Below are 24,384 nucleotides of genomic sequence, written 5' to 3'. Positions count from 1 at the left end.
ATGCGGACGGTTCCCGGACGCACCGACCACGTGGTCGTGGTGGGAGCAGGGCTGGGCGGGCTGGCCTGCGCGCTGCACCTGGCCGGGGCAGGCCGCCGGGTGACCGTGCTGGAACGCGAGGACGTGCCGGGCGGGCGGGCCGGCCGGCTCGACCGCGACGGGTACACCTTCGACACCGGCCCGACCGTGCTGACCATGCCCGACCTGATCGCCGAGGCGTTCGCCGCGGTCGGCGAGGAACTGGCCGACTGGCTCGACCTGACCCCGCTGGACCCGGCCTACCGGGCCTGGTTCGCCGACGGTTCGAAGCTCGACGTGATCGCCGAGCCGGAGCGCATGGCCGAGGAGATCACGCAGGTCTGCGGCCCGCGCGAGGCCGACGGCTACCGGCGCTTCGTCGACTACGCCCGCCGGCTGTGGGAGCTGGAACGGCACGACTTCATCGAGCGCAACTTCGACAGCCCGCGCGACCTGCTCACCGCCAACCTGCTGCGGCTGGTCACGGCGGGCGCGTTCGGCCGCCTGCAGAACCGCATCGACTCGTTCCTGTCCGACGACCGGACCAGGCGGGTCTTCTCCTTCCAGGCCATGTACGCGGGCCTGTCCCCGCACAAGGCGCTGGCCGTGTACACCGTCATCGCCTACCTCGACTCCGTCGCCGGGGTGTACCACCCGCGCGGCGGGATGCACGCCCTGCCTCGGGCCATGGCCGCCGCGGCGGAGAAGCACGGCGTGCGGATGCGCTACGGCACGCAGGCGCTGCGCGTCGAGACCAGCGGCGGCCGGGCGACCGCCGTGATCACCACGGACGGCGAGCGTGTCCCCGCCGACGCGGTCGTGCTCAACCCGGACACCGCCGCCGCGCACGCCCTGCTGCCCGGCTCGAAACCCCGGCGGCTGCGCCACTCGCCGTCCTGCGTGGTCGTGCACGTCGGCTCCGACGCCGAGTACACCGAGGCCGGGCATCACAACATCCACTTCGGGCGGGAATGGCGGCGCACCTTCGACGAGGTGATCAGCAAGGGCGAGCTGATGAGCGACCCGTCGCTGCTGGTCACCAACCCCAGCCGGACCGATCCGTCGGTCGCCCCGGCCGGACGGCACACCTACTACGTGCTCGCCCCCGTCCCGAACCTGACCGCCGGGGACCAGGACTGGCGCGGCGGGCTCGCCGACCGGTACGCCGACGAGCTGGTCGACGTGCTCGAAGCCCGCGGCTACCCCGGGTTCAAGGCGGGCGTGCAGACCCGGACCGTCGTCACCCCGGCCGACTGGGCCGAACTCGGCATGGACGCGGGCACCCCGTTCGCGGCCGCGCACACGCTGACCCAGTCCGGCCCGTTCCGGCCGCGCAACCTGCACCCGGCGCTGTCCAACGTGGTCTTCACCGGCTCCGGCACCACCCCGGGCGTCGGCGTGCCGATGGTGCTGATCTCGGGCAAGCTCGCCGCCGCCCGCATCACCGGCCGCTGACCTGGCCCGACGGGGGTGATGGCATGAGCGAGCAGGGACGCAGCGCGGGCGAGGTCGCGCGGCGGCTCGGCGTCGCGGTGACCACGCTGCGCACCTGGCACCAGCGGTACGGCCTCGGGCCGAGTGAGCACGTCGCACACCGGCACCGCCGGTACACCCCCGCCGACCTGGCGCGGCTCGAAGTGATGTGCCGGCTGACCACCGAGGGCGTGCCCGCGCACGAGGCGGCCCGGATCGCGCTGGCCGGGCTGCCCGGCGAACCCACCGCGGCCCGGCTCGCCCCGGTCGCCGACCCGTCGGCGCGGGGGCTCGCCGTCGCCGCCGTACGCCTCGACATGCCCGCGATGCTGACCACGATCGCCGGGGCGGTGCGCGGGCGCGGCGTCGTCTACGCGTGGGACCACCTGCTGTGCCCGGTGCTGGTCGAGGTGGCCCGGCGGCAGCAGCCGGACGGGCACATGATCGAGGTGGAGCACCTGCTGTCCCGCTGCATCCTGGAGGTGCTGTGGACGGTGCCCCGGCCGTTCGGCGCGGCCGCCGCGCGCACCCTGCTGGCCTGTGCCGCCGAGGAGCAGCACACGCTGCCCCTGGAGGCCCTGGCCGCCGCCTTGGCCGAGCAGGGCTGCGGCAGCCGCATGCTAGGTGCCCGGGTCCCGCCCCTCGCCCTGGCCGACGCGGTACGGCGTACCGGCCCGGTCGCGGTGTTCGTCTGGTCGCAGTTCGCCCCGACCGGCGATCCTGCCCAGCTCGAACCGCTGCTCGCCGCCCGCCCGCGCCCGGCCCTGATCGCCGCGGCGGGCCCCGGCTGGGCCGACCCGCTGCCCGACGGCGTCTCCCGCCCGGCCGACCTGACCGACGCGCTCCGCCTCGCCCTGCCTGTCGCCGCCCGCCGCGACCGCTGACCCCGGCCGTCCGCGCCGGCGTGACCCGGACCCCGTTTTTCATAGACGTTGGCCTATCACATCGAGTTTTCGTGAGTCGAACTCGATGTGATAGGCCAACGTCGATTGAAAAGCGCGGCGGGTCAGTGCTCGCGGAGCAGGGAGCCCGCGCCGTACACCTTGTCCTCGATGCCGTTGTCGCGCAGCGCCATCCACCAGGTCGCCGCGTTGATCGCGATGACCGGCTTGCCGAGCCAGCGCTCCGCCTCGTCGGCCAGCCGCACCATGGACAGGTTCGTCCCGCACTGCACGATCGCGTCCACGTCCGGCCCGTCGACCTTGCGGATCGCGTCGCGCAGCTCGTCCTCGGTCACGTGCGCGATGGCCACCGCCGTCGGGCACTTCAGCCCCTCGATCGCGGTGACCTCGAAGCCGATCTCGCTGAAGAACTTCACCACGTTCTGGTCGCCGACCGGCTGGTACGGCGTGACCACGCCGATGCGCCGCGCGCCGTAGATCTTCAGGGCCCGCTCGCAGGCCTCGGCCCCCGTGGCGACCTCCAGTCCGGTGATCGCCTTGATCTGGCGGACGAACTCCCGGTTGCCCTCGACCCCGCCCCAGAACGTCTCCGCCGACATGCCCATGACCATGTAGTCGGGCTCGCAGGTCAGCACCCGCTCGCAGGCCGCCCCGATCTCGTCGCGGATCTGCACCAGCAGGTGCTCGAAGTTCGCGTCGTCGGACAGGTCCTGGTTGCGGATGTGGATACGGGAGAAGTGCGCGGTCACCCCGGGCACCGTCATCGAGTAGAAGTCCGGCTCGACGATCGTGTTCGTGGACGGCGCGATGACCCCGAACTTGCGCCGCCACCCCAGTGCGTCGGTCATGCCACTGCCCCCACGGGCCGGACCGCCGCGCTGCGGGACGCGCGGACGGTGAGCAGGGCGGCGGTCAGGAAGACGGCCTGGGCGAGGGTGTTGGTGCCCTGCTCCAGCCACTGGAAGGCCAGCGTCTCGTGCTGCGGGTGGTTGCGCAGCGGCACCAGCGACGTGACGGCGACGATGCCGAGCACGAAGAGCACCACCGCGACCCAGGCCCGGCGGCGGCCGGCCAGCACCGCGCCGAGCACGCTGATCAGGGTGACGCCGGTGGTGGCCGCGATGAACGCGGGCTGCACGCTGCCGAGGGCGACCGCGGCCCCCGCGACCCCCACACCCACCAGGGCGTACGGCCACCACGGCGCGCGCCGCCCGCGCAGTGTCGTGTGCAGCGACCACAGCACCAGCAGCGCGCCGGCCGCCATCAGCGGGAACAGCGACTGCTCCAGCCAGCGCACGTCGTGGCCGAACGCGGAAAGGATGAGCTTCCAGGTGGACTTGGCCACCCCGCCCAGCCCGATCAGCACGCCCCCGAGCCGCCCCGCGACGGCGGCCCGCCGGTCGATCGCGGCGGACGCCCCGCCGAGCAGCCAGAACCCGGCCAGTGCCAGCAGCGTGGGGACGTAGTCCTCCAGCGCCATGATCACCGGGTAGTCGTTGGTGTTCACGCGTCCTCCCCGAACACGTCGCGCCTGCGGAACGCGGTGAGGAAGCGCCAGAACGCCTTGCCCTGGGTCAGCCACGCCACCCGGGCCCCGTTCTTCGCCCCGGCCAGCACCTTGCCGGCCAGCCACGGGGTGACGGTCTCCACCCGGTCCGCCAGGATGTTGAAGATCTTCTTCGCCTGCGCCAGTTCTTCCGGGGTGTAGTCGTACGTCAGCAGGTCGGTGACGACCATGCCGGGGGACAGGTGGTGCACGGTCACCCCGGTGCCGTCCACCTCCTTGGCCAGGCTGTCCGTGGTGTACGTGACGGCCCGCTTGGTCGCGCCGTACACGGTCAGCCCGGGGCGGCGCATGCCGTTGGACCCGAAGCCCTCCATGTTCCACAGCGCGCCGGCGCCCTGGGCCTGCATCCCGGCCAGCACCACGGCACTGGCGTGCAGCACGCCGCGCAGGTTCAGGTCCACCGTGGCGTCGAGCGCCTCGGGGTCCAGCTCCCACAGCTTGTGCCGGGCCGGGGACATGCCCGCGTTGTTGATCCAGATGTCGACCCGCCCGTGCCGCTCGACGGCCGCGTCCCACAGGTGCTGCACCGCTTCGCGGTCGGTGACGTCGGCGACCACGCCGTACGCGGCCGGGACCTGCTCGCCGGCCCGCTTCACCGAGTCGACGGACCGTCCGCAGTAGACGACCTGCGCGCCCCGTGCGGCCAGCTCCCGCACCAGGCCGAGCCCGATGCCCCTGGTCCCGCCGGTTACCACGACAACCTTGGCGGTCATGCCGCCGCCTGCGGCGTCGGCATGACTTCGGCAGGCCTCATGATTCGCTCGCTGCGCTCGTTCATGCGGCGTCCTCCCACTCCAGGAGGCCGTGCAGGACGCTGTCGAGCACGTTGCCCTGGAAGATCTCGTAGACGACGGCGAGGCGCTTGCCCGCGGACATGCCGGGCTCGGCGTCGATCATGAATTCGCGGTACTTCACCTTGGTGACGTCGGTGAAGTGCAGGGAGCCGAAGGCGGCGCGGCCGAAGGCGACCGCGTTGCCCCAGGCGTCGGGGCCCTCGTGGAACAGCCGGTTGCCGTCGCGCCGGGCCGAGGCCGTGGCGCTGCGGTTCAGGGCCCCGGACCAGGTCAGGGTGCGGCGGGTGTGCAGCAGGTCGACCGGCTCCAGAGCGATGCGCACGTCGACCGTGCCGCGCGGCTTCTGGTCGGCGCCCCAGAGTTCGCAGCTGCCCGCGTACGCCCCGGATCGTTTGGTGGGCATGATGTGCGGGACCGGGCCGCGCCGCGTCTCGGCGGCCAGGAACTCGGTGACCCGGGCCTGGGTGGCGGGGTTGTCGTCGTGGTCGGTGCTGCGGGTGTAGACGCCGTTGAAGCAGCCGACGACCGACCAGCCCTGGTAGAGCACGGACGAGTACACCTGGGTCTGCCCGTCGGGCAGGATCTGGTTCCAGGTGTTCAGGTCGACCTGCCAGCCGGGGCCGTAGTAGTGCGAGTCGACGAACGAGCCGTAGGGCTGGCCGGTGCCGTAGAAGTCCGGCCCGGTGTACACCCGGTCGTCGTCGGCGTCCTCGACCCCGAACGCGAACGGCGCGCCCAGCCGGAACTGCCCGGCCAGCGGCCCGCCCCCGGTGAGCCCGCCGTCCATGTAGTACGTCGTCACGCCGTTCTCGAACACCGACGAGCGCCGGATGTCCTCGTACCCGCACCAGGTGCCGGTGGCGTCGAACAGCGACGGCCGGCCGTGCCACTCACCCGTGATGCGCTTCTGCCACTCGCTGGGCTCAGCCATTGGCCACCAGCTCGGCGCGGATCGCGTCGGTGGTCCCGTCGCCGAGCAGCCGGGACACCTGCGCCCAGACCGGGTCGACGTCACGGCTGAAGATGTTCGCGCGCACCGCCGCGTCCCGGGCGGCCAGGTCGGCGCCGTCCGGGGCGGACAGACCCTTCTCCACCAGCGTCGACCAGTGGTCGGCGTAGGCGTTCACGTAGGTGTCGATACTCGCGAAGGCGTCCTCGGTGGCCCGGTTGACCAGCATCCACGGCGACATGATGGCGCGCTGGCGCGGGCCGATCGCCGCCGGGGACAGGCCCTCGGTCGCCGAGGCCGCCTCGAAGACCGGGGTCAGCGGGTGGAACGCCGCGTCCAGGTAGGGCAGGTTCGCGGCCAGGTCGGCGCGCGGGATCAGGTCCAGGTGGAAGGCGTGGTAGGAGCCGCCGTACACCGAGTCCAGGGTGAAGTGCGGGACGGCCGAGTCCTCGGGTGTGAACGCGAAGATCATGTGGCTGTCCAGGTGGATCATCGGGACGACCAGGCCGACGTACACGACCTTGGCCACCGCCTCGCCGCGGAAGACGCGCACCGAGCCGACCGGGGCGGGCGACATCGGGCTGGTCAGCTCGGCCAGCGGGGTGTCCTGCGCGACCAGGTCGGGGTGCCGGGCGAGGATTCGTTGCAGGGTGCGCTCGCACAGGTCGGCGGGCAGGCTCACGGTCACTCCTCAGGGGTGGATTCGGACTCGGCCGCGGCGGCCGCGTCCCATGCGGCCTGGACGGTCGGGTGCTCGCCCCGGGCCTTGTGCACCCAGGCGCGGGCCAGCTCGGGGTTCTCCCGGCGGGCCGGGGAGGCGATCACGGTCGCGGTGCGGCGCGGCACGTCGCCGGTGATGCTGTCCTCCTCGGACAGCAGCCAGCCCTTCTCGGCCAGCTCCTGGCGGCGGCGGCGGTAGTGGACCGCGATCAGGTCGCTCTTGATGTGCAGCTCCGCGCCCAGGTCGAAGGGCAGCAGCTCGGGCCGGACCTTGTTCACGACCTCCGCGTCCTCGTAGAAGATCTTCAAGGTGCGGTTGATCGCGTTCTTGTCGGCCCACTTGCCGGTGAAGAAGGTGCGCAGCGCGACCCACTTGACCAGCGTGGTCGTCTCGTCGATCGGGATGTTGGTGTCGTAGATGATCAGCTCGCCGATCGGCAGCCGCACGTGCAGCTTGATCATGTTGGGCAGCATCCAGCCGGCCGAGGTGCGCACCGGCGGGCGGTTGCTCAGGTCGCCCTTGTTGCGGTTGAGAGCCGCCCAGATGCCCTTCGGCCGCGGCGGGTACAGGTCCACCGTGGCGAACGCCGACCACTCGTCGGGGGTCTCCAGCTCGTACTCGGCGACCTCCGGGCGCTCCGGGTTGCCGAACGCGCCCGCGTGCACGAACGGCGCGTGCGCGATGTCGCAGCCGTTCTCCAGGATGCGCTCGTAGTTCGCCTTCCACAGGAACTCGCCGGTCACCGCCCGGAAGCGGCCGCCGTTCTCCTTCAGGTCGTCGAACTCCGGCCACACCGGGATCGGCGGGCGTTCGGACTCGGGCAGGTCGCCCATGAACACCCAGACGAAGCCGTACTTCTCCTGCACCGGGTACGAGTCGACGCGGGCCTTCTTCGGGATGCCCCGGCCGGGCAGGTTCGCCGGGATCTTCGTGACCTGGCCGTCGGCGTCGTACTCCCAGCCGTGGTACGGGCAGACGAGGCAGCCGTCCTTGGTCCAGCCGCCCGACAGCGCCGCGCCCCGGTGCACGCACAGGTCGCTCAGCGCGACGGGGCGGCCCTTCGGCGTGCGGTAGAGGGCCAGGTGCTGGCCGAGCACGGTGATCCGGGCCGGCTTGGTGGTGACCCGGTCGGAGAACTCGACCGCGTACCAGAAGTTCTTCAACATGGCTTACCTCCGCTGGATGGACGCGACGCCGTCGTGACCGGCGAGTTTGTCCCATTCGGTATACGACGCCTGGTCGCCGGTCAGGTGCATCCGGCAGAACGTGCCGAGCAGGTCGGCCAGCAGTTCCCGGTGCGCGGCGGGGTCGCCGTCGGCGGGCTGGTCGAGGAACGCCCGCGCGGCGGTGTGGTCGACCGGGTGCACGATCGCGAAGTGGTTCGCCCCGGCGAGCCGGACCAGCGCGTTGTCGCCGCCCCGGTCGGGCAGCGCCTCGTCGAAGGTGCGGCTGATCGGGTCGCGGCGGGTGGCCGCGTCCTCGCCGTAGCGGTCCGCCGAGCCGTTGATGACCCCGTCGTTGGTGCCCGCGACCAGCAGCACCGGGCAGTCGGCCTGGGCCGGCAGCACGGTCCCCGCCGGCCAGCCCAGCATCGTCGCGACCATGGTGTGCGCGCCGTACGTCGCGACGGCCTTCACCTCGGGCACGAAGCTCGCCGACTGGAGCGCCACGGTGCCGCCCGCCGAGTGCCCGATCAGGGCGACCTTGTTCAGGTCGAGCAGCCCGGCGACCGGCCCGGTCATCGCGGCGAGGGCGTCGAGCACCGGCCGCAGCGACGGCGTCGTCGGGCGCTTGCCGTAACCGTCGGGCCGGGCCGCGTCGAGGTCCACGCCCGGCGTGATGCCGTGCAGGCCCCCGAACAGCGTGCCCACCCAGTCATAGGTCACCGCGACGACACCCTGCGCGGCCAGCCGCTCGGCCAGCCACCGGTACGCCTCCTGGCCCACGTTCACCCCGGAAACGATCACCGCCACCGGGTACGGCGCGCCGTCCGCGTCGGCGGCCATCACGCCCGACAGGCGCTCGCGGTCCGAGCCGTCCGGCCGGGCCGGGTAGTAGACGCGCAGGTGGGCGGTGTCGAACGGGGCCTCGTGGCCCGGGATCGTCGCCGCCCACCAGACGGAGCGGATCACCGTCGTCACGGCCGGGCCGACTTCCGGTCGCCGCCCCACAGGCCGCGGACCAGCTTGTCCGTGGTCTCCTGGCCGAAGAAGCGCACACCCATCACGTTGGCCGGGTCGCGCTCGGCGATGTTGCGCCGGATCCGCAGGTCGGTCTCAGCGAGCGCGGCCCGCTCCTCCTCCGGCACCGGCGGAGCCTCGTCGACCCAGCGCAGCCACCGGTCCACGTGCTCGTGGGTCAGCTTGCGGACGATGTCGATGTTGCGCTCGCTGCGGCCGAACGAGTAGCAGTACGCCGTCGGGCTCAGGCTGGCCCGGATGAAGCCGGCCCGGCTGACGAAGTACTCGAACTCGGGGTCGGCGCGGTGGGCCAGCCAGTCGGCGTCGAGCGGGGCGTAGTAGCTGTCGTAGTACTCGCCGTCCTCGACCATGTTCACCCGGGGCACGGAGTCGAGGTAGAACCAGCCCTCCGGCCACACCAGCAGGGCCAGGCCCAGGTGCGGCACCTTGACCTGCGGGCCGAGCCACACGGTCAGGTGCAGGTTGGCGAAGCTCGCCGACGGGTTGCCCAGCCAGGAGTGCACCATCCAGTCGACCTCCGGCCCGCTGTACGCGGCCAGCGAGCCGCCCGGGCCGTCCGGGTACTGCCCGTACGTCTCCAGCTCCAGCGTGGACTCGTCCCGGTGCAGCTCGAACCGGGCGTCGATCTTCGCCTTCAGCTCGGCGAGCAGTTGCTGGTACAGGTGGAAGGTCTCGTGCACGTCGACGACGGGGGAGTTGTCCACCATGTCCTCGACGTGCCGCAGGGTCTCGGCCACGGTCGGTCTACCTTTCTGTGAGGGCTTGCACGAGCCGCCAGGGGCGGCCGTCGACGAGGTCCGTCTGCCGCGACACCTGCCGGTTGGCGGCCTGTGCCGGAGCGACGTCAGCCCGCCCGGACACCTGTCCGGCGGGCACAGTGGTGATCACCGGATGGCTGATCCGCCCCGTGAACGGGCCCTGCCAAGCGGTCCACAACGTGAAGTCCGACGACAGCGCGAACACCGCACTGTCCTGCTCAACCGGCGCAGCGGCAATCACGTTGAGCCGGTTCTCCGCCGCCCGCTCAGGCAGCCCGAGACCCAACTCCCACTGCTCCACCGCCGAGAACGGCACCGCCACCACATCAGCGTCGGCAAGCGCCGCCAACCGGAACACCTCCGGAAAGATCGAATCCTCCCCCGCCACCATCACCAACCGCCCCCAAGCCATCTCCACCACCCGCACCGCCGCCCCCTCACCGCGACGATCTTGCGTGGACTGTGGGGATGACACGGGTGAATCCGGCGAATCGGCAACAGTTCGCGCAAGATCGTCGGGATCTTGGGGGTGGAGGACGGGTTGGTGGGCGAGCTGGCCGTTGGCGTCGACGAGGACCGGGCCAGTCGGGGTTGCGGTGACGGCGTGGGCGCCGGTGCCGTCGAGGGCGGCGGCGAGCAGGGCCGGGTCGGTTTCGGTGGTGACGATGAGGCGGGCGCCGGCGGCGGCGGCGCGGGCGGTCTCGCGTACCACGGTGGCGGTGTCGCCGCGGACGATCGCCACGGGCAGCGTGGCCGCGCCGGGGGCGTGGCGGCGGCCGTGGGGTGGGGCGGCGATCGGGGAGTACAGCTCCGGGCGGCGGGCGGCGAAGATGTCGGTGCCGTCGGGGCGGCGCTTGTCGTCGGCCAGGGACGGGTCGATGTCGGCGATCACGACGGCCTCGCCGGTGCGGGGGCCCTTGGCGACCACGGTGCCGTCGGGGGCGACGATCTGGCTCTCCCCGGCTCCGTGCAGCCATTCGGCGGGTACGCCGAGCGCGGCGCTCAGCCGCGGCAGGTGCTCCTCGGGCAGCAGCGGGCCGACCTTGTTCGCGGCGACGACCCATACCTTGTTCTCGGCCGCGCGGACCGGGATGTGCAGGCTCGCCTCGTCGGTGGCGAACGAGTTGAGGCTGTTGAGCAGCACCTGCGCGCCGCGCAGGGCCAGCCCGCGGGCCACCTCGTTGATGACGCCCTCCATGCAGGCGTACATGCCGAGCCGGCCGAGCGGGGTGTCGAGCACCGGGCCGACCTCGCCAGCCGGGTCGAGGTGGTCGTTCTCCGCGCCCATCAGGGTCTGCTTGTCGCACTGGCCGAGCACCGTGCCGTCCGGCCCGAACATGAAGTTGGTGCCGCCGGTGCGCCCGTCCGGGTGCGCGTGCGTGACGTTGATCTTCACGTACGCCCGGTGCTTGCGGGCGCGCTCGGCGACCGCGGTCAGGAACGGGTCACCGGGCCGGGTGGCGATGCGGTGCGCCTCGGCCCGGTCGGTGTAGTAGGACAGGTGGTTGCAGAACTCGGGCAGGACGATCAGCTGCGCGCCCTGGGCCGCGGCCTCGTCGATCAGGCGCAGGCAGGCGGCGAGGTTGGCCTCGACGTCCTGCGACGCCGCGAGCTGCACCGCGGCAACCCGTGTTGGAGCCATGTGGTGTCTCCGGTTCCCCTAGCGAAACGCTGTTTCCCGAAACTACACTCGCGGGGGCGTTTGCAACAGTGGTTGACCGGAGGTCGTGATGCTTTCTCACGTAGTGCTGATGACGTTCACCGACGCAGACGATGCTGCCAAGGCGAAGGATCTTTTGGAAGGGCTGGTCGGGGCCGTTCCGCAGGTCCGGACGCTCCAGGTGAACCTGGACGAGCTGCACACCCCGGTCTCGGCGCACCTGTGCCTGGTCACGACCCACCTGGACGCGGACGACCTGCGCGGATACCAGGAGCACCCGGCGCACCTGGAGCTCGCGCGGTGGCTGCGCCCGCGGCTGGCCGCCCGGGTCGTCGTCGACTTCAGCAGCTGACCCGGCTCAGCTCAGCGCGGCCAGGAACCGCAGGCAGCGTCCCCAGGCCAGCTCGCTGGACGCGACGTCGTAGTCGGGCGAGGCGTCATCGGTGAACAGATGCCCGCCCGCGTACGTGAACACTTCCGGAAACGCCCCCAGCCGGGCCATCGCCAGCTCCCATGCCATGATCTCGTCGGCCGACTCGTACTGGTCGTGCTCGGCGATGTGCAGCTGGGCGTCCAGGCCCGACGGCATCCGGCGCGGCGCGCCCGCGGTGCCGTGCAGCAGGAGCAGGCCGCCCACCCGCGGCTCGTGCTCGGCGATGGCCTGGGCGAAACTCGCGCCCATCGACAGCCCGGCCAGCACCCCGCCCCCGGGCAGGTGCGCCGCCGCCTGCCGGGCGCGCTGCTGCACCACCTCCGGGCCGATCTCGCGGAGCAGCTCGAAGCCCTCGTCCACGGTGTCCACCACCACCCCGTCGTACAGGTCTGGCGTCAGCACCGTGTGCCCGGCCGCCCGCAGGCGCTCGGCGGCGCTCAGCACGGCCGGGCGCAGCCCGATGACGGAGTGGAACAGCAGGACGTGGGCCATCCGCCCATCCTGACAGGCCCGGCTTCGGCCCGTTCGCCGCGTCAGTGGTCCGTTCCCGGCCGCCGGGCCGGCGTGACGCCGGGGCGAACGAGCCGCGAAACGACGCAACGGGGCGAAACGGCGTTTCCCTCCGGCCGGTTCGGTTATAGCGGAGTCATGACGGTTCACCTGGCACGGCGTCCTGCGGCCCAGTGGTGGGCGCTGGCCGGCTTCTTCGCGGCGGTGATCGCGGTGGCGCTGGTCGGCTCGCTGGCCGTGGCGCGGCCCGCCGACGACTACGCGGCCCTGGCCCGCCCCGGCTGGGCGCCGCCGTCCTGGCTGTTCGGGCCGGTCTGGACGGTGCTGTACGCGATGATCGCGGTCGCGGGCTGGCTGGTCTGGCGGCGGGCCGGCTGGGGACCGGCCATGTGGGCGTACACCCTGCAGCTGGTCCTCAACGCGATCTGGACGCCGCTGTTCTTCGGCGCGGGCCAGCGCGGCCTGGCGTTCGCCGACATCGTCGCGCTGTGGCTGGCCATCGCCGCGACCGTGCTGCTCTTCCGCCGGATCTCCGCGCTCGCGGCCTGGCTGCTGGTGCCCTACTGGCTCTGGGTCACCTTCGCCGGCGCCCTCAACTTCACCATCTGGCACCTCAACTGACCAACCCCTCGGCCCCGGGCGCGCCTGAGGGTTCGGTGCGGCCCCGTCCCTCACCAAGGTCGTTCGACCTGCCTGGCACCTGTGCGTATCTTGAGGCCGCATTCGCCCGGTTGCCAGGCAAGTCCGACGATCTTGGGGTGGGCCGTCCCGCCTGGTGGGCGCGGGTGCCCGGGAGCGGGTGGCCCGCCCCGTGGCGAGTCCCGGGGACTGCGGTCCTCGCCATTGGCACAGGCCGCAGTCCTCAAGAGACGCGAGGTGAGGGGTGGTCAGGACCGCGGCGTCCAGGCGGGGTGGCGGCCCAGGTAGCCCAGCAGTTCCGCGGTCGGGTCGGCGTCCTCGGCGACGGTCAGCTCGGCGGCGTACGCCCCGTAGGCCCGCAGCGGCTCCACGATCTGCCGGGCCACCGTGAGCAGCTGCCGGGAGTCCTGTGCGGTCAGCGGCGAGGGGCGGCCGGTGGCGACGGCGATGTCCCAGGCGTGCACGGCCGCGTCGAGCGCGGCGGCCCCGGCGGCGACCCACAGCGGCAGCGGGCCCTGCGGCAGCGGCACGGGCACCTGCTCCGCGTCGGCGTCCACGGTCGCGAAGGCGGTCGCGGACGCCTTCAGCGCCTGCTCCAGCAGGGCGGACGCGTCGCCGTCGAGGCGGCCGGAGGGCTGGAACGGATCCTCGCTCGGCCACGGCCCGCCGGTGATGGCCGCGGCGAACCCGATCTGGTCGCCGGTGGCGTGCTGCAGCACCTGGGTGACGGTCCAGTGCTCGCAGGGCGTCGGCAGGTCCCAGCCGTCGGCCGGGATGCCCGCCACCGCCGTACGCAGCGCGGTGTGCGCCGCGTCGAGCAGGGTGATCGCGTCAGTGCCGGTGATCGTGGTCATGGCTCCGCCCTTCGTCTCGGCATTTCCGGAACGGAATGCCTCGTTCCGTTTCAGCTTAGCAGAGCGGAACGATCCGTTCCACTGCTAACCTGAACTCGTGACGGAGACGAGCGCGGTCCCCATGTCGGGCCGCAAACAGCAGGCGGCGCGCAACGACGCGGTGATCCTGGACGCCGCCCGGGAGGTGTTCCTCGCCGATCCCAAGGCGCCCATCGCCGCCGTGGCCGAGCGGGCGGGTGTCGGCATCAGCGCGCTCTACCGCCGGTACAGCGGCAAGGAGGAGCTGCTGCGCCGGCTGTGCCACGACGGGCTGCTGCTGTTCACCGCCCAGGCCCAGGCGGCGCTGGCCGAACCGGACCCGTGGCGCGGCCTGACCGGCTTCCTGCGTGCGGTCGTCGACGCCGACGTGCACTCGCTGACCGTCCACCTGGCTGGGACGTTCACCCCGACGCCCGAGATGGGCGCGACCGCACGCCAGGCCGGTGAGCTCGCGGCGCGACTCGTGCAGCGGGCGCTCGACGACGGCAGCCTGCGCCCCGACGCCGTGCTCGCCGACGTCACACTGCTGCTGGAGAGCTGCGCCGCGGTACGCGTACCCGACCCCGCGCGCACCCGCGAACTACGCGCCCGCCACCTGGCCCTGCTGCTCGACGGCCTCGCCGCCGACCGTGACCGCACCGACCTCCCCGGCCCGCCACCCACCCCCGCCGAACTGAACTGGCGCTGGCGCACCCCCTGACCGGGTCCGCCCACCCCCCACGGTCATCCAACCTGCCTGGCACCCGTGCGTATGCGCCCGCAAGATTCGCACGACTGCCAGGCAAATCGGACGATCATCGGCGCTCGGCGTGCGGTGCCCGGCGGCGTGCGGCCGCGCGGGTCAGCGGAGTTCGGCGAGCAGGGACTGGCCCTGGGGCCAGGAGCCGAGGCCGGAGTCGGCGTTGAGGTGGCCGCCGCCGGGGACCACGACCAGGCGGGAGCCCCACGCCGCGGCGAAGGCCTCGCTGCGCGGCAGGGCCGCCCACGGGTCGTCGTCACCGGCCACGACGATGCTCGGGAACGGCAGCGGCCCGAGCGGCACCGGGCGGAAGTTCACCAGCTCGGGCACCTCGGCGGTGTCGACATCGGCGGGCGCGACCAGCAGCGCGCCGCGCACCTTGGCGGTGTCGCCGCCGCGGGCGACCCAATGCGCGACCGTCACGCAGCCCAGGCTGTGCGCCACCAGCGTCACCGGGGCCGGTGCGGCGGCCACCGCGGCGGCCAGCGCCTCGACCCAGTCGCCGACCAGCGGGTGGAACCAGTCGGCCTGCTCGACCCGCTGGAACCCCAGCTCCTGCTCCCACCGGGTCTGCCAGTGCGCCGGGCCGGAGTTCTCGAAGCCGGGAAGGATCAACACGCTCGTCACACCGGCAGCGTAGGCGGCGCTCAGACCGGCTCACCGGCGCGGGTCGCGCACCGGCCGCCGCGGGTCACGACGCCGGGTACGCGTTCGCCGCCGCGCCCGCGCCGCCCGCCCGGAACGCGGCCGGCGCGTGCACCACACACGTCTGCGCGTACTCGGCGATGCCCTCCTCGCCGTACTCGCGGCCGTACCCGGAGCGCTTCACGCCGCCGAACGGGGCGCGCAGCGACATGCCGGTGCGGTTGTGCGTGTTGACGAAGACGAAGCCGGCCTCCAGCCGCCGCGCCACCGCGAACGCCCGCTCCTCGTCGGCCGACCACACCGACGCGCCCAATCCCAGCTCACCGGCGTTGGCGCGGGCCACCAGGCCGGCCTCGTCGCGGTAGGGCAGCACCGGCACGGTCGGCCCGAACTGCTCCTCGGCGACCAGCGGCGCGTCCTCGGGCACGCCGGTCACCAGCGTCGGCGTGACGAAGTGCCCGGCCCGCAGGTCGGCGGCCGGGTCGACGCGGCCCACCGGCAGCGCCCGCCCGCCGCGCGCCACCGCGTCCTCGACCAGCCCCGTGATCCGGGTCGCGGCCTCGGCGGTCACCACCGGGCCCATGCTGACCCCGGCGGCGAGCGGGTCGCCCAGGCACAGCACGTCGGCGGCGGCCGCCCGGTACGCGGCGACGAACTCGTCGTGGCGGGTCTCGGGCACGTACAGCCGTTTCGCGGCCATGCACACCTGCCCGCTGGTCGCGAACGAGGCCATGACCAGCCGTCGCATCGGCTCCGGGGACAGGTCGGCGTCGCCGAGCAGCAGCACCGGATCGTTGCCGCCCAGCTCCAGCACGGTCGGCGTGGTCTGCGCCGCGGCCGCCGCGGCGACCACCCGGGCCGTCGCCGCGCCGCCGGTGAACGCGACCTTGCCGACCAGCGGGTGCCCGACCAGGGCCGCGCCCGCCGCCGCGTCGCCGTGCAGCACCTGCAGCACCGCCGCGGGCAGCGCCGACGCCAGCAGCCGCACCGTACGGTCGATCGCCAGCGGGGCCAGCGGCGACGGCTTCACCACCACCGTGTTGCCCGCGGCCAGCGCCGGGGCGATCTTCAGGAAGGACAGGATGATCGGCGCGTTCCACGGGGTGATCGCCGCGACCACGCCGTACGGGCGGCGGCGCAGCAGCAGCCGGCCCGCCGCGTCGTCCAGCGCCGTGTCCGCGAGCACCCGCGGGGCGTGCTCGGCCACCCAGCGCAGGAAGGTCAGCGCGAACCCGAGCTCACCCCGGCAGTCGGCCAGCACCTTGCCCGACTCCCGGGCCAGCAGCTCGGCCAGCGTCGGCAGGTGCGGCTCGACCGCGTCGGCGGCGGCCCGCAGCGCGGCCACCCGGTCGGCGACCTCGACCCGTGCCCAGTCCCGCTGCGCCGCGCCGGCGGCCCGCACCACCGCGTCGACCCGGCCGGGGTCCGCAGCGGGCACGGTGCCGACCAGCTCGTACACCCGCGCCGGGTTGTACCGCGTGATCCGCTCGCTCATGCCCTCTCCCTGCGACGCTTCGCGGGCTTCCCGGCGGGGCCGCTGCGCCTGCTCATGCGGGCACCGGGCGCAGGGACGAGATCATGCAGGCGCGCAGGAGGTGGGCGCGGGCGCGGACCGGGTCGGCCGCGGTGGCGCGGATCTCGGCCAGGTACGCCGCGCGGGCCGCCGGGTCGGTGGCGGTGAGGCGCTGGTAGTTCTGGTGGGAGACGGTCTGCACGTACTCCAGGGCGATGCGCCGCCGCTGGGCCGCGGCCAGCCGGACCGCGCCGTCGCCGGTGACCAGCGCGCGGGCGTACGCCACCGCGTCGTGGATGCCCGAGTTCATGCCCAGCCCGCCGAGCGGGTTGTTGACGTGCGCCGCGTCCCCGGCGAGCAGCGCCCGTCCGACCTGGAACGTCTCGGCCACCCGCTGGTGTACGCGGTAGATGCTGGCGTGCGCGACCTGCCACGGCCGGCCCGGGTCGGCGACCTGCCGCAGCCGCCCGTCGAGCCGGTCCAGCTCGTCGCCGTCGGGCGTGCCGTCGGGCGTCGGCAGCAGCACCCGCCAGTGGTCCGGGGTGTGCAGCAGCACCGACCAGTCGACCGGGTCGAAGACGTAGTTGACCTCGGCCAGGTCGTCGAGCAGTCCGGGCAGGTCCTCGTCGGTGGACGCGACCAGGAAACGCTCCGGGTAGGTGATGCCCGCGAACTCGACGCCCAGCGACCGGCGTACCGCGGAGTGCGCGCCGTCGGCGGCGATCAGCCAGTCGCCGCGTTCGGTCCGGCCGTCGGCGGCGCGTACCACGACGCCGTCGGCGACCTGGTCGACGCCGGCGACCGGCCACCCGAACCGGATCACGCCACCGGCGGCCTCGACCTCGGCCCGCAGGATCGGGGTGAGCTTCGACTGCTCGCACTGCACCCGGTACGGGTACGGCGTGTCCCGGGCGAGCACGCCCAGGTCGAGCGTGGCGACGTGGCCATGCGCGCGGTCGCGGTAGGCGAACGTCGGCGCGACCAGGCCCCGGGCCAGCAGCGCGTCCACGACGCCCAGCTCGGCCAGCATCTCCAGGGTCGGCGGGTGGAACGTCGACGCCCGCGACTCGGCGGCCAGCTCGTCACCGGCCTCCAGCACGGTCACCGCGACGCCCTGCCGTGCCAGCGCCAGCGCGGCGGTCAACCCGACCGGCCCCGCCCCGGCCACGACGATCCTGCTCATACCCTCTCCTGCCTCTGTCCGGTCATGCCGCGCCGCCCGCCTTCGGCGAGCCGCTCCAGGTGCCGCCGCCGCCCCCGCCCCGCCACGTCTTTCATCGACGTTGGCCTATTACGTGGAAAATCCGTGAGCCGGATTCGATGTGATAGGCCAACGTCGATGACGGGCCGGGTGGGGGCGGTGCGGGGTGATCGCGTCAGTCGCGTCATCAGTGGTGCTTCGTGTCCAGGGCGAGGGCTTCGTTCTGGCCGACGAGGTCGGTGAACTCCGACCAGGCCAGGCGGTCCACGGTCGCGCGGCCCGCGGCGGCGATCTCGCGATAGGCGCGGTCGGCGGCGTGCAGCGCGGCCAGTAGCGGCGCGACCGGGTGCAGCACCAGGCGGACCCCGGCGGCGGCGAGGTCGGCGTCGCTCGTGGCGGCGGCATGCCCGCCGGCCTCGGAGCGGTTGAGCACCAGCGGGACTCCGGGAAGCGCCGCGTGCGCGCGGGCGAGTTCGTCCAGGTCGGACACACCCTCCAGGAAGACGGCGTCCGCCCCGGCCGCCGCGTAGGCCCGGCCCCGGGCGATCGCGTCGTCCAGCCCGGTCACCGTGTACGCGTCCGTGCGCGCCACGACGACGATCCCCGTGCCGTCGGCGACGATCGCCCGGATCTTGCGGGCGGCCGTGTCGGCGTCGACCAGTTCCTTGCCCGCGAGGTGGCCGCAGCGCTTCGGCATCACCTGGTCCTCCAGGTGCAGGCCGGACACGCCCGCCGCCGCGTAGCGCCGGGCCGTCCACACCGCCTGCAGCGCGTCGCCGTAGCCGGTGTCCGCGTCGGCCAGCAGCGGAACGCCGCCCAGCGCGGGCACGATCCGGGCGGCGCGCTCGGCGATGTGCGTGCCGTGCACGTACCCCAGGTCGGGCAGGCCCAGGTCGAGAGCGGCGCAGGCGGCCCCGGACAGGTGTGCCGCGCGGTGCCCGGCGCGTACGGCCAGTGCCGCGGTGGGCGGGTCGTACACGCCGGGCAGGTGGGTGACGCGGTTCGAGGCGAGCAGGGCCCGCAGCGCCGGGGCGGTCACGGGCGGCCGTGCAGCGCGAAGCCGCCCTCGACGCCGACGACCCGCGGGTTGGTGAAGAAGCGCAGCGTCTCGGCCGTGCCCTCCTCCGAGTACCCGGACAGCCCCCAGGCCGGGCGCGGGGTGAACAGGTGCAGGCTCATCACGCTGGACCCGTTGACCTTCACCTCGCCCGCGCGGAGCCGCCGCGCGACGGCCAGCGCGGCCTCCTCGTCCGGGCCGGTCACGTACGCCTCCAGCCCGTACGGCGTCCCGTTGGCCAGCGCCACCGCCTCGTCGATGCTCGTGTAGGTGTGCACCGCCGCGACCGGCCCGAAGATCTCGTGCGTGGTGTGCGCCGGGTCGACACCGGTGACCAGCGTCGGGCTGAGGTAGTTGCCCTGTTCCGGCACGGTCAGCGGCGCGTGCGCGGTGCCGCCGTGCCCGACGAGCGCGTCGCGGGCGGCGATGATCTGGTCCCGGTGTCCGGAGTGGACCAGCGGCCCGAAGTCGGTGTCCGGGTCGAGGGGTGCGCCGACCCGCAGCGCGGCCAGCCGCTCCAGGGTCGCGTCGAGGATCTCCGCGGCCCGCCCGGCGGGCAGGATCAGCCGGCCAAGCGCCCGGCACCACTGCCCGTTGAGGGTGGTCAGCAGGTCGGCGGCGGCGCGGGCGACCGTGGCGGTGTCCGCGTCGGGCAGCACGACCAGCGGGTTGTTGCCGCCGAGTTCGAGCTGCACAGGCTTGATGTCGTACGCGCACGCCGCCGCGACGGCCCGGCCCCCGGCCAGCCCGCCGGTGAACGACACGGCCCGCACCCGCGGGTCGCCGACCAGCAGCGCCCCGGTGCCCGCGGCGCCGTGCGCGAGCTGGAACAGCCCGCCGGGCAGGCCTGCCCCGGCCAGCGCCTCGTGCACCGCCCGCGCCAGCAGCTGCGTGCCGTACGGGGCGTACTCGCTGGGTTTGACGATCGTGGGGCAGCCGGCCGCGAGCGCGTTGGCGGCCTTGTGCGCGGCCATCGGCGCGGGCGCGTTCCACGGCACCAGGCAGGCCGCCGGTCCCCAGGGCAGCCGGTCGACGTGGGCGAGCCGCCCGTCCTCGCGCGGCATCGCGCTGCTCAGCCAGCCCTCGCGCAGCTGCATCGCGGCCAGCCGGAACGCGCCGCCGAGGATGACCGACAGCGGCATGGTCTGCGAGATCGGCACCCCGGTCGCGAAGGACTCGACGGCCGCGATGTCGCCGCCGACGGCCTCGACCCGGGCCGCGACCGCGTCGAGCACGTCGGCGCGTTCGGCGGCGGGCAGGCCCGACCAGGCACCGGAGTCGTGCACCGCGGTCGCCGCGGCGACGGCGGCCTCGACCCGCGCGGGGTCGCTGCCGACGGCCGCGCCGACGGGCTCGCCGGTGGCCGGGTCCTGCAGGGTGAAGCCGAGCGGGGCGGCGCAGGCCGCCCACGCGCCGTCGACGAGGTCGGCGACCGCCTCGGGCCGGGCGCTCACTTGGGCACGCTCGCGAACAGGTCGTTGGCCCGGTCGGCGGTGACCATGCCGGCCGCCTCCAGCCGCCCGCGCTCCGGCGGGAACGTCATGACCAGGCCCATCGACAGGTCGCGCAGGGCGCGGCCCATGGTGCCGTGCAGGGTCGCGCCGGAGGTGCCGGATGCCTTGAACGCCCCGACCGCGACCGCGAACGCGTTCTCGCAGATGGAGCCCTTGGCCAGCCGCCACTGCCGGTAGACCTCGTTCTTCGGCGCGATGGGCGGCTCGGACGTCTCCAGCAGCAGCTGGCGGCGCAGCCACAGGTACGCCGTCTCCAGGTTCTCGGTCATGTCCCCGATGATCACCTGGTGCATGGGGGACTCCGCAATCGGCCGCCCGGTGTCGGCGAACGTCTTGCTGGTCAGGCGCTGCAGCGTCTCGTCGTACACGCCCTGGGCGCAGCCGACGTACACGGCGGTGATGGCGAGCTGGTTGCCGACGAAGCTGCCCCGGCTGCACTGCAGCATCTTCACGAACGCGCCCGGCACGGTCAGCGCCTCGGTCGCGGGCACCCACACGTCGCGCAGGGTGATGCCGTGGTTGGCCGAGCCGCGCATGCCGAGGCCGTCCCAGGCCGGGCGGGAGGCGACGCCCTCGGCTTCGCGCGGGACCAGGAACAGGGCCAGGCCGGCGGCGGTGTCGGTGCCGTCGAGGCGGGCGGTGACCAGGTAGGTGTCGGCGACGCCGGTGGCGCAGCCGAACGACTTCTCGCCGGTGATCAGCCAGCCGTCGACGCCGTCGCGGGTCGCGGGGCGGGCGGTGGTGGAGATGGCGATGTTGGCGCCGGCGCTCTTGACCGACTCGCTGGCGAAGTTGGCCAGCCAGGTGCCGCCGGCCATGCGGCGCAGCACCTGCTCGGCGAAGGCCCGGACGACGGGCACGTCGGCGTCGTCGAACAGCCCGGCGTCGATCGCCTCCAGCGGCAGCAGCCCGCGCGAGGCGCTGGTGTTGTGGAAGAAGAAGGCCAGCGCCGTCGACGGGCAGGCGCTGCCCATCGCGAACGTCGCGGCGGCCAGGTCGCGCAGGCCGCCGCCGAGGCCGCCGTACTCCTCGGGCACGACCAGGCCGAGCAGCCCGGCGTCGCGCAGCAGGGCGACGTGGCCCGCGGGGAACTCCCCGGCCGCGTCGGCCTGCTCGGCGGCGGCGCGCAGCGCGGGCAGCACCGCCTCCACGCGTGCCGCGCGGTCGAGTTCGGCGGCGGTCATGTCGTCGACGAGGCGCTGGCCGATGAGCCGGTCTGCCATTTCGTGCACTCCCTTGTGGATGGTCAGGTGAGGGAACCGAGGCCGGGCAGCGGCGCGCACGCCACCCCCAGCTGGCGGGCCAGTAGCAGCAGGTCCTGCGCGGGCAGGCCGCCGGAGCCGGGGTCGAGCACGGTGTCGAAGCGGTGTACGCCGCTCTTCATCGCGACGAGGGCGTTGACCAGGCCGAGGCCGTGGTGGGCGAGCAGCCGTACGTGCACCGGCGCGGGGCGGGCGCGCACCACGGCGTCCTGCAGCACCCGGCGCACCTGCAGCGGGGACGCCGGGCTGCTCTCGGCGCAGCCCAGGGTCACGCCGGGCAGCCCGGCCAGGGCGTCGATCGCCGCGAGCACGTCGGCCTCGCGGGTGGGGGAGAAGGCGTCGGCGACGTACGCCAGCACGGGCGCGTGCGCGGCGGCCGCCGCCACCTGCGCGACGTCGCCCGGGTCGCGGACGAGCAGCGTGTGCGCCTGTTGAGTGACGGGACCGTCGAGCACTGTCATGGTGATCTCCTCAGGCAGCGGGTCGGCCAGCTGGCCCCACGCGCGCGAGTGGAACAGCAGCGGCGCGGTGATGCGCGGCACCGCGGCGCCGACCACCCGGCCGACGAAGATGGTGTGGTCGCCACCGGGGTAGGCGTGCTCGACGGTGCAGTCCAGCCGGCCGGTCGCCTCGGCCAGCATCGGGCAGCCGGTCTCGCCGGTGAGCCAGTCGAGCCCCGCGAAGCGGTCCTCGCCCGGTCGCGCGCCCGCGAAGCGGCGGCCGATCTCGGCCTGGTCCTTGCCGAGGAAGCTCAGCGCGAACACCCCCGCCTGTTCGATCATCAGCCGGGTGGGCAGATGATTGCCCAAGCAGACGGAGACCAGTGGCGGATCAAGGCTGACGGAGGAGAATGAGCTGGCGGTCATGCCGTGGGGGCGGCGGGCGCCGTCCGGCTCGGTCACCATGGTGGTGACCACGGCGACCCCGCTGGGCCACTGGCTCAGCACCGAACGCAGCAACGTGCCGTCCACCGCCACCGCCCTCCGTTTCGCATTAGGAAACGCTGTTGCCGAGAAGGTAACGACTTGGTCGCGCACCTGTCAACGCCCGTGCGGCCTCTGCGCGCCGGGCGCGGCTGGATCTACACTGGCGACCGTCCGCGCTCACAGGAGGACCCGTGCCCACTGCCGCTGCGAAGTCGACCGTCACCGCTGACGACGACAGCCAGTCCCGCTCCATCGCCGCCGTCGAGCGGGCCATGGACGTGCTGCTCTACTTCGGGCGCAGCGGGCACCCCGACCTCGGCGTCACCGAGATCGCGACCGCGCTCGGCCTGACCAAGGCCGCGGTGCACCGCATTCTCACCGCGCTGCGCAGCCGCGACCTGATCACGGTCGACCCGGTGACCCGGCGGTACGCCCTCGGCCACGCCGCGGTGTCGCTGGGCCGGGCCTACCTGGCCCGCACCGACCTGCGCGCGATGGCCGCGCCCGAGCTGCGCCTGCTCGCCGAGCGCACCGGCGAGACGGCGACGCTGTCGCTGCGCCGCGGCGACACCCGCCTCTACGTCGACCAGGTCGTGCCCGACCAGGAGCTGCGCATGGAGGTCACGCTCGGCATCCCGTACCCGCTGCACGCCGGCGGCTCGTCGAAGGCGTTCCTGGCCTTCCTGCCCGACAGCGAGGTCGACGCCTACCTCGACCGGCACCCGCTGCAGCCGCTGACCGACAAGACCGTCACCGACCCGGCGAAGCTGCGCAAGGAGCTGGCCGCGATCCGCAAGCGCGGGTACGCGACCTCGCTCGGCGAGCGCCAGGCCGGGGCCGCGTCGATCGCCGCGCCGGTGTTCGACCACGACGGCCACGTGGTCGCCGTGCTCAGCGTCGCGGGCCCGGCCGCACGTTTCAAGCCGGAGGGCTCGGGCAACGCCCAGGAGCTGGTGGCCGCGGCGGCCAGGATCTCGGAGCAGCTCGGCTACGTGGCCTGACCCCGGACGGCGGCGCGGCGCCTCCGGCAGGTGGCGCGCCGTGCGGCTACATCGAAAAAGATGTGGCCACATCATCTTTGATGTGGCCATACCGAGACATGTATGCCCTGGGCGGCCTGACAACCGCCTGCGGCGATTCAGAGCCGCCTGCGGCGGCCGCCCTGCGACTCGTAGCGCTCGCCGCCGCGCGACGGGTCCCAGCGGCGGCTGCCGTCGTACGTCGAGTACTCGCCGGACGGCCACTGCTGCCCGGCGTCGGTGGTGACCGTGTCGGCGTCGGAGAAGTCCTGGCCCTTGCCCTTCACGGCGCGGTAGGTCAGCAGCGCGGCGACGAAGAAGATGCCCTGGGCCATGGTGTTCATGCCCTGCTGCACCCACTGGAAGGCCAGGGCGTCGCTGGCCGCGTGGCCGCGCAGCGGCACCAGCACGATCACAGCCAGCACGCTGACCGGGAAGAGGCCGGCGGCCAGCGCGTTGCCGTGCTTCCACGCGCGGATCGTGCCGAGCACGCTGATCCAGATCACGATGACCGTGGCGAAGATGAACGCCGGCTGCACCGACCGGGCCTGCACCGCCAGGGTCGCGACGCCCGCGCCGATCAGCAGCAGCGGCCAGCGCCACCAGCGCAGCGACTGGTGCAGCGACAGCGCCAGCAGCAGCCCGCCCGCGGCCAGCAGCGGGAACAGCAGGTCGTCCAGCCAGTCGACCTCGATCGACCAGGCGGCGTGCAGCAGCTTCCAGGTGGACTTCGACGCGCCGCCCGCGCCCATGAGCACGGCGCCGATCCTGCCCAGCGCCGACGGGGCCAGCAGCAGGAACCCGGCGAACGCCAGCAGGGTGGGGGCGAAGTCCTCCACCGCGAGCGCCACGCTGAGCGCGGGCGGCTGCTCCTCGGCCGCCACGGCCAGGATCGTCAACGCATTCATGGACATGCGCGCGAGCGTAACCGTGTGCAGCCATTGCGTTCCAGTCTGCGAAACGGACAACAACCGAAGGTCTACTTTGGAG

General features: G+C 73.5%; 24 protein-coding genes and 1 pseudogene. 6 read left to right on the top strand and 19 right to left on the bottom strand.

What is annotated here, in order from left to right; all coding sequences use genetic code 11:
• Together crtI and Cco03nite_RS24200 are read left to right on the top strand one after the other, a co-directional pair.
• A complete protein-coding gene (gene crtI / locus Cco03nite_RS24205; RefSeq protein ID WP_203694481.1) occupies positions 1–1,473 on the top strand; it encodes a phytoene desaturase family protein in 1,473 nt (490 codons plus the stop codon).
• Between the two features lie 23 nt (positions 1,474–1,496).
• Complete coding sequence (locus tag Cco03nite_RS24200) at positions 1,497–2,375, top strand: MerR family transcriptional regulator (protein ID WP_203694480.1); 879 nt, start codon at positions 1,497–1,499, stop codon at positions 2,373–2,375.
• 122 nt (positions 2,376–2,497) lie between these two features.
• On the opposite strand, the gene Cco03nite_RS24195 is transcribed toward Cco03nite_RS24200, so the two are convergent.
• The 9 genes from Cco03nite_RS24195 to Cco03nite_RS24155 all read right to left on the bottom strand — a co-directional run bounded on the left by Cco03nite_RS24195 (position 2,498) and on the right by Cco03nite_RS24155 (position 11,025).
• On the bottom strand, positions 2,498–3,241 hold the full coding sequence (locus tag Cco03nite_RS24195; RefSeq protein ID WP_203694479.1) for a maleate cis-trans isomerase family protein: 744 nt from the start codon (positions 3,239–3,241) through the stop codon (positions 2,498–2,500).
• Positions 3,238–3,900 carry a hypothetical protein gene (locus tag Cco03nite_RS24190; protein ID WP_203694478.1) on the bottom strand — a complete coding sequence of 221 codons (663 nt, stop codon included), beginning with the start codon at positions 3,898–3,900 and terminating at the stop codon, positions 3,238–3,240. Before Cco03nite_RS24190 ends, Cco03nite_RS24195 begins: the two co-directional genes overlap by 4 nt.
• Positions 3,897–4,673 carry an SDR family oxidoreductase gene (locus Cco03nite_RS24185; RefSeq protein ID WP_203694477.1) on the bottom strand — a complete coding sequence of 259 codons (777 nt, stop codon included), beginning with the start codon at positions 4,671–4,673 and terminating at the stop codon, positions 3,897–3,899. Before Cco03nite_RS24185 ends, Cco03nite_RS24190 begins: the two co-directional genes overlap by 4 nt.
• Before the next feature lie 61 nt (positions 4,674–4,734).
• Complete coding sequence (locus Cco03nite_RS24180; RefSeq protein WP_203694476.1) at positions 4,735–5,685, bottom strand: hypothetical protein; 951 nt, start codon at positions 5,683–5,685, stop codon at positions 4,735–4,737.
• Positions 5,678–6,385, bottom strand: coding sequence for a hypothetical protein (locus Cco03nite_RS24175; protein ID WP_203694475.1), 708 nt, complete (start codon positions 6,383–6,385; stop codon positions 5,678–5,680). The genes Cco03nite_RS24180 and Cco03nite_RS24175 overlap by 8 nt, the downstream gene beginning before the upstream one ends.
• 2 nt (positions 6,386–6,387) lie before the next feature.
• Positions 6,388–7,590 (bottom strand): aromatic ring-hydroxylating dioxygenase subunit alpha, encoded by a 1,203-nt coding sequence (locus Cco03nite_RS24170; RefSeq protein WP_203694474.1) that lies wholly within the window; start codon positions 7,588–7,590, stop codon positions 6,388–6,390.
• Between the two features lie 3 nt (positions 7,591–7,593).
• Entirely contained in the window at positions 7,594–8,565 is a 972-nt protein-coding gene (locus tag Cco03nite_RS24165) for an alpha/beta hydrolase family protein (protein ID WP_239167614.1), read from the bottom strand.
• Complete coding sequence (locus Cco03nite_RS24160) at positions 8,562–9,362, bottom strand: oxidoreductase (RefSeq protein ID WP_203694473.1); 801 nt, start codon at positions 9,360–9,362, stop codon at positions 8,562–8,564. Before Cco03nite_RS24160 ends, Cco03nite_RS24165 begins: the two co-directional genes overlap by 4 nt.
• Before the next feature lie 7 nt (positions 9,363–9,369).
• Positions 9,370–11,025: a carbon-nitrogen hydrolase family protein gene (locus tag Cco03nite_RS24155; protein WP_203694472.1), complete on the bottom strand. Its 1,656-nt coding sequence runs from the start codon at positions 11,023–11,025 to the stop codon at positions 9,370–9,372.
• 88 nt (positions 11,026–11,113) lie between these two features.
• On the opposite strand from Cco03nite_RS24155, the gene Cco03nite_RS24150 reads away from it, so the two are divergent.
• Entirely contained in the window at positions 11,114–11,395 is a 282-nt protein-coding gene (locus Cco03nite_RS24150) for a Dabb family protein (RefSeq protein WP_203694471.1), read from the top strand.
• 6 nt (positions 11,396–11,401) lie between these two features.
• Here the strand turns inward: Cco03nite_RS24150 and Cco03nite_RS24145 are convergent, their stop codons facing one another.
• On the bottom strand, positions 11,402–11,968 hold the full coding sequence (locus tag Cco03nite_RS24145; protein ID WP_203694470.1) for a dienelactone hydrolase family protein: 567 nt from the start codon (positions 11,966–11,968) through the stop codon (positions 11,402–11,404).
• 156 nt (positions 11,969–12,124) lie between these two features.
• On the opposite strand from Cco03nite_RS24145, the gene Cco03nite_RS24140 reads away from it, so the two are divergent.
• Positions 12,125–12,607, top strand: coding sequence for a TspO/MBR family protein (locus tag Cco03nite_RS24140; protein ID WP_203694469.1), 483 nt, complete (start codon positions 12,125–12,127; stop codon positions 12,605–12,607).
• Positions 12,608–12,873: 266 nt separating this feature from the next.
• On the opposite strand, the gene Cco03nite_RS24135 is transcribed toward Cco03nite_RS24140, so the two are convergent.
• The gene (locus tag Cco03nite_RS24135; protein ID WP_203694468.1) at positions 12,874–13,479 is read right to left on the bottom strand and encodes a TIGR03086 family metal-binding protein; all 606 of its coding nucleotides are present in this window, start codon (positions 13,477–13,479) and stop codon (positions 12,874–12,876) included.
• Positions 13,480–13,576: 97 nt separating this feature from the next.
• On the opposite strand from Cco03nite_RS24135, the gene Cco03nite_RS24130 reads away from it, so the two are divergent.
• A complete protein-coding gene (locus Cco03nite_RS24130) occupies positions 13,577–14,218 on the top strand; it encodes a TetR/AcrR family transcriptional regulator (RefSeq protein WP_239167613.1) in 642 nt (213 codons plus the stop codon).
• Between the two features lie 141 nt (positions 14,219–14,359).
• On the opposite strand, the gene Cco03nite_RS24125 is transcribed toward Cco03nite_RS24130, so the two are convergent.
• The 7 genes and pseudogenes from Cco03nite_RS24125 to Cco03nite_RS24095 form a co-directional block, all read right to left on the bottom strand.
• Positions 14,360–14,884: an RBBP9/YdeN family alpha/beta hydrolase gene (locus Cco03nite_RS24125; protein WP_203694467.1), complete on the bottom strand. Its 525-nt coding sequence runs from the start codon at positions 14,882–14,884 to the stop codon at positions 14,360–14,362.
• Between the two features lie 64 nt (positions 14,885–14,948).
• Positions 14,949–16,397 carry an aldehyde dehydrogenase family protein gene (locus Cco03nite_RS24120; RefSeq protein WP_203694466.1) on the bottom strand — a complete coding sequence of 483 codons (1,449 nt, stop codon included), beginning with the start codon at positions 16,395–16,397 and terminating at the stop codon, positions 14,949–14,951.
• A 52-nt stretch (positions 16,398–16,449) separates the two neighbouring features.
• Positions 16,450–17,622 (bottom strand): annotated as a pseudogene (locus Cco03nite_RS24115) (FAD-dependent oxidoreductase); the annotation flags it as partial.
• Between the two features lie 181 nt (positions 17,623–17,803).
• Entirely contained in the window at positions 17,804–18,655 is an 852-nt protein-coding gene (locus Cco03nite_RS24110; protein ID WP_203694464.1) for an isocitrate lyase/PEP mutase family protein, read from the bottom strand.
• Positions 18,652–20,127, bottom strand: coding sequence for an aldehyde dehydrogenase family protein (locus Cco03nite_RS24105; RefSeq protein WP_203694463.1), 1,476 nt, complete (start codon positions 20,125–20,127; stop codon positions 18,652–18,654). Before Cco03nite_RS24105 ends, Cco03nite_RS24110 begins: the two co-directional genes overlap by 4 nt.
• Positions 20,124–21,410: an acyl-CoA dehydrogenase family protein gene (locus Cco03nite_RS24100; RefSeq protein WP_203694462.1), complete on the bottom strand. Its 1,287-nt coding sequence runs from the start codon at positions 21,408–21,410 to the stop codon at positions 20,124–20,126. The genes Cco03nite_RS24105 and Cco03nite_RS24100 overlap by 4 nt, the downstream gene beginning before the upstream one ends.
• A gap of 23 nt (positions 21,411–21,433) precedes the next feature.
• Positions 21,434–22,420: a flavin reductase gene (locus tag Cco03nite_RS24095; RefSeq protein WP_203694461.1), complete on the bottom strand. Its 987-nt coding sequence runs from the start codon at positions 22,418–22,420 to the stop codon at positions 21,434–21,436.
• Positions 22,421–22,566: 146 nt separating this feature from the next.
• Here Cco03nite_RS24095 and Cco03nite_RS24090 point away from each other — a divergent pair, with 146 nt between their 5' ends.
• On the top strand, positions 22,567–23,376 hold the full coding sequence (locus Cco03nite_RS24090; protein WP_239167612.1) for an IclR family transcriptional regulator: 810 nt from the start codon (positions 22,567–22,569) through the stop codon (positions 23,374–23,376).
• Positions 23,377–23,513: 137 nt separating this feature from the next.
• Here the strand turns inward: Cco03nite_RS24090 and Cco03nite_RS24085 are convergent, their stop codons facing one another.
• The gene (locus Cco03nite_RS24085; RefSeq protein WP_203694460.1) at positions 23,514–24,308 is read right to left on the bottom strand and encodes a hypothetical protein; all 795 of its coding nucleotides are present in this window, start codon (positions 24,306–24,308) and stop codon (positions 23,514–23,516) included.
• Positions 24,309–24,384: the final 76 nt, after the last annotated feature.

This window comes from Catellatospora coxensis (genome assembly GCF_016862635.1).
In the GTDB taxonomy this organism is placed as follows: domain Bacteria; phylum Actinomycetota; class Actinomycetes; order Mycobacteriales; family Micromonosporaceae; genus Catellatospora; species Catellatospora coxensis.
The sequence above is the reverse complement of the archived record's forward strand: the minus strand, read 5'-3'. Positions and strand labels throughout refer to the sequence as shown.

Coding starts and splice junctions, on each gene's coding strand:
- crtI (WP_203694481.1), top strand. CDS start 1: ATGCGGACGGTTCCCGGACGCACCGACCACGTGGTCGTGGTGGGAGCA.
- Cco03nite_RS24200 (WP_203694480.1), top strand. CDS start 1,497: ATGAGCGAGCAGGGACGCAGCGCGGGCGAGGTCGCGCGGCGGCTCGGC.
- Cco03nite_RS24195 (WP_203694479.1), bottom strand. CDS start 3,241: ATGACCGACGCACTGGGGTGGCGGCGCAAGTTCGGGGTCATCGCGCCG.
- Cco03nite_RS24185 (WP_203694477.1), bottom strand. CDS start 4,673: ATGACCGCCAAGGTTGTCGTGGTAACCGGCGGGACCAGGGGCATCGGG.
- Cco03nite_RS24180 (WP_203694476.1), bottom strand. CDS start 5,685: ATGGCTGAGCCCAGCGAGTGGCAGAAGCGCATCACGGGTGAGTGGCAC.
- Cco03nite_RS24170 (WP_203694474.1), bottom strand. CDS start 7,590: ATGTTGAAGAACTTCTGGTACGCGGTCGAGTTCTCCGACCGGGTCACC.
- Cco03nite_RS24155 (WP_203694472.1), bottom strand. CDS start 11,025: ATGGCTCCAACACGGGTTGCCGCGGTGCAGCTCGCGGCGTCGCAGGAC.
- Cco03nite_RS24150 (WP_203694471.1), top strand. CDS start 11,114: ATGCTTTCTCACGTAGTGCTGATGACGTTCACCGACGCAGACGATGCT.
- Cco03nite_RS24145 (WP_203694470.1), bottom strand. CDS start 11,968: ATGGCCCACGTCCTGCTGTTCCACTCCGTCATCGGGCTGCGCCCGGCC.
- Cco03nite_RS24140 (WP_203694469.1), top strand. CDS start 12,125: ATGACGGTTCACCTGGCACGGCGTCCTGCGGCCCAGTGGTGGGCGCTG.
- Cco03nite_RS24135 (WP_203694468.1), bottom strand. CDS start 13,479: ATGACCACGATCACCGGCACTGACGCGATCACCCTGCTCGACGCGGCG.
- Cco03nite_RS24120 (WP_203694466.1), bottom strand. CDS start 16,397: ATGAGCGAGCGGATCACGCGGTACAACCCGGCGCGGGTGTACGAGCTG.
- Cco03nite_RS24100 (WP_203694462.1), bottom strand. CDS start 21,410: ATGGCAGACCGGCTCATCGGCCAGCGCCTCGTCGACGACATGACCGCC.
- Cco03nite_RS24085 (WP_203694460.1), bottom strand. CDS start 24,308: ATGTCCATGAATGCGTTGACGATCCTGGCCGTGGCGGCCGAGGAGCAG.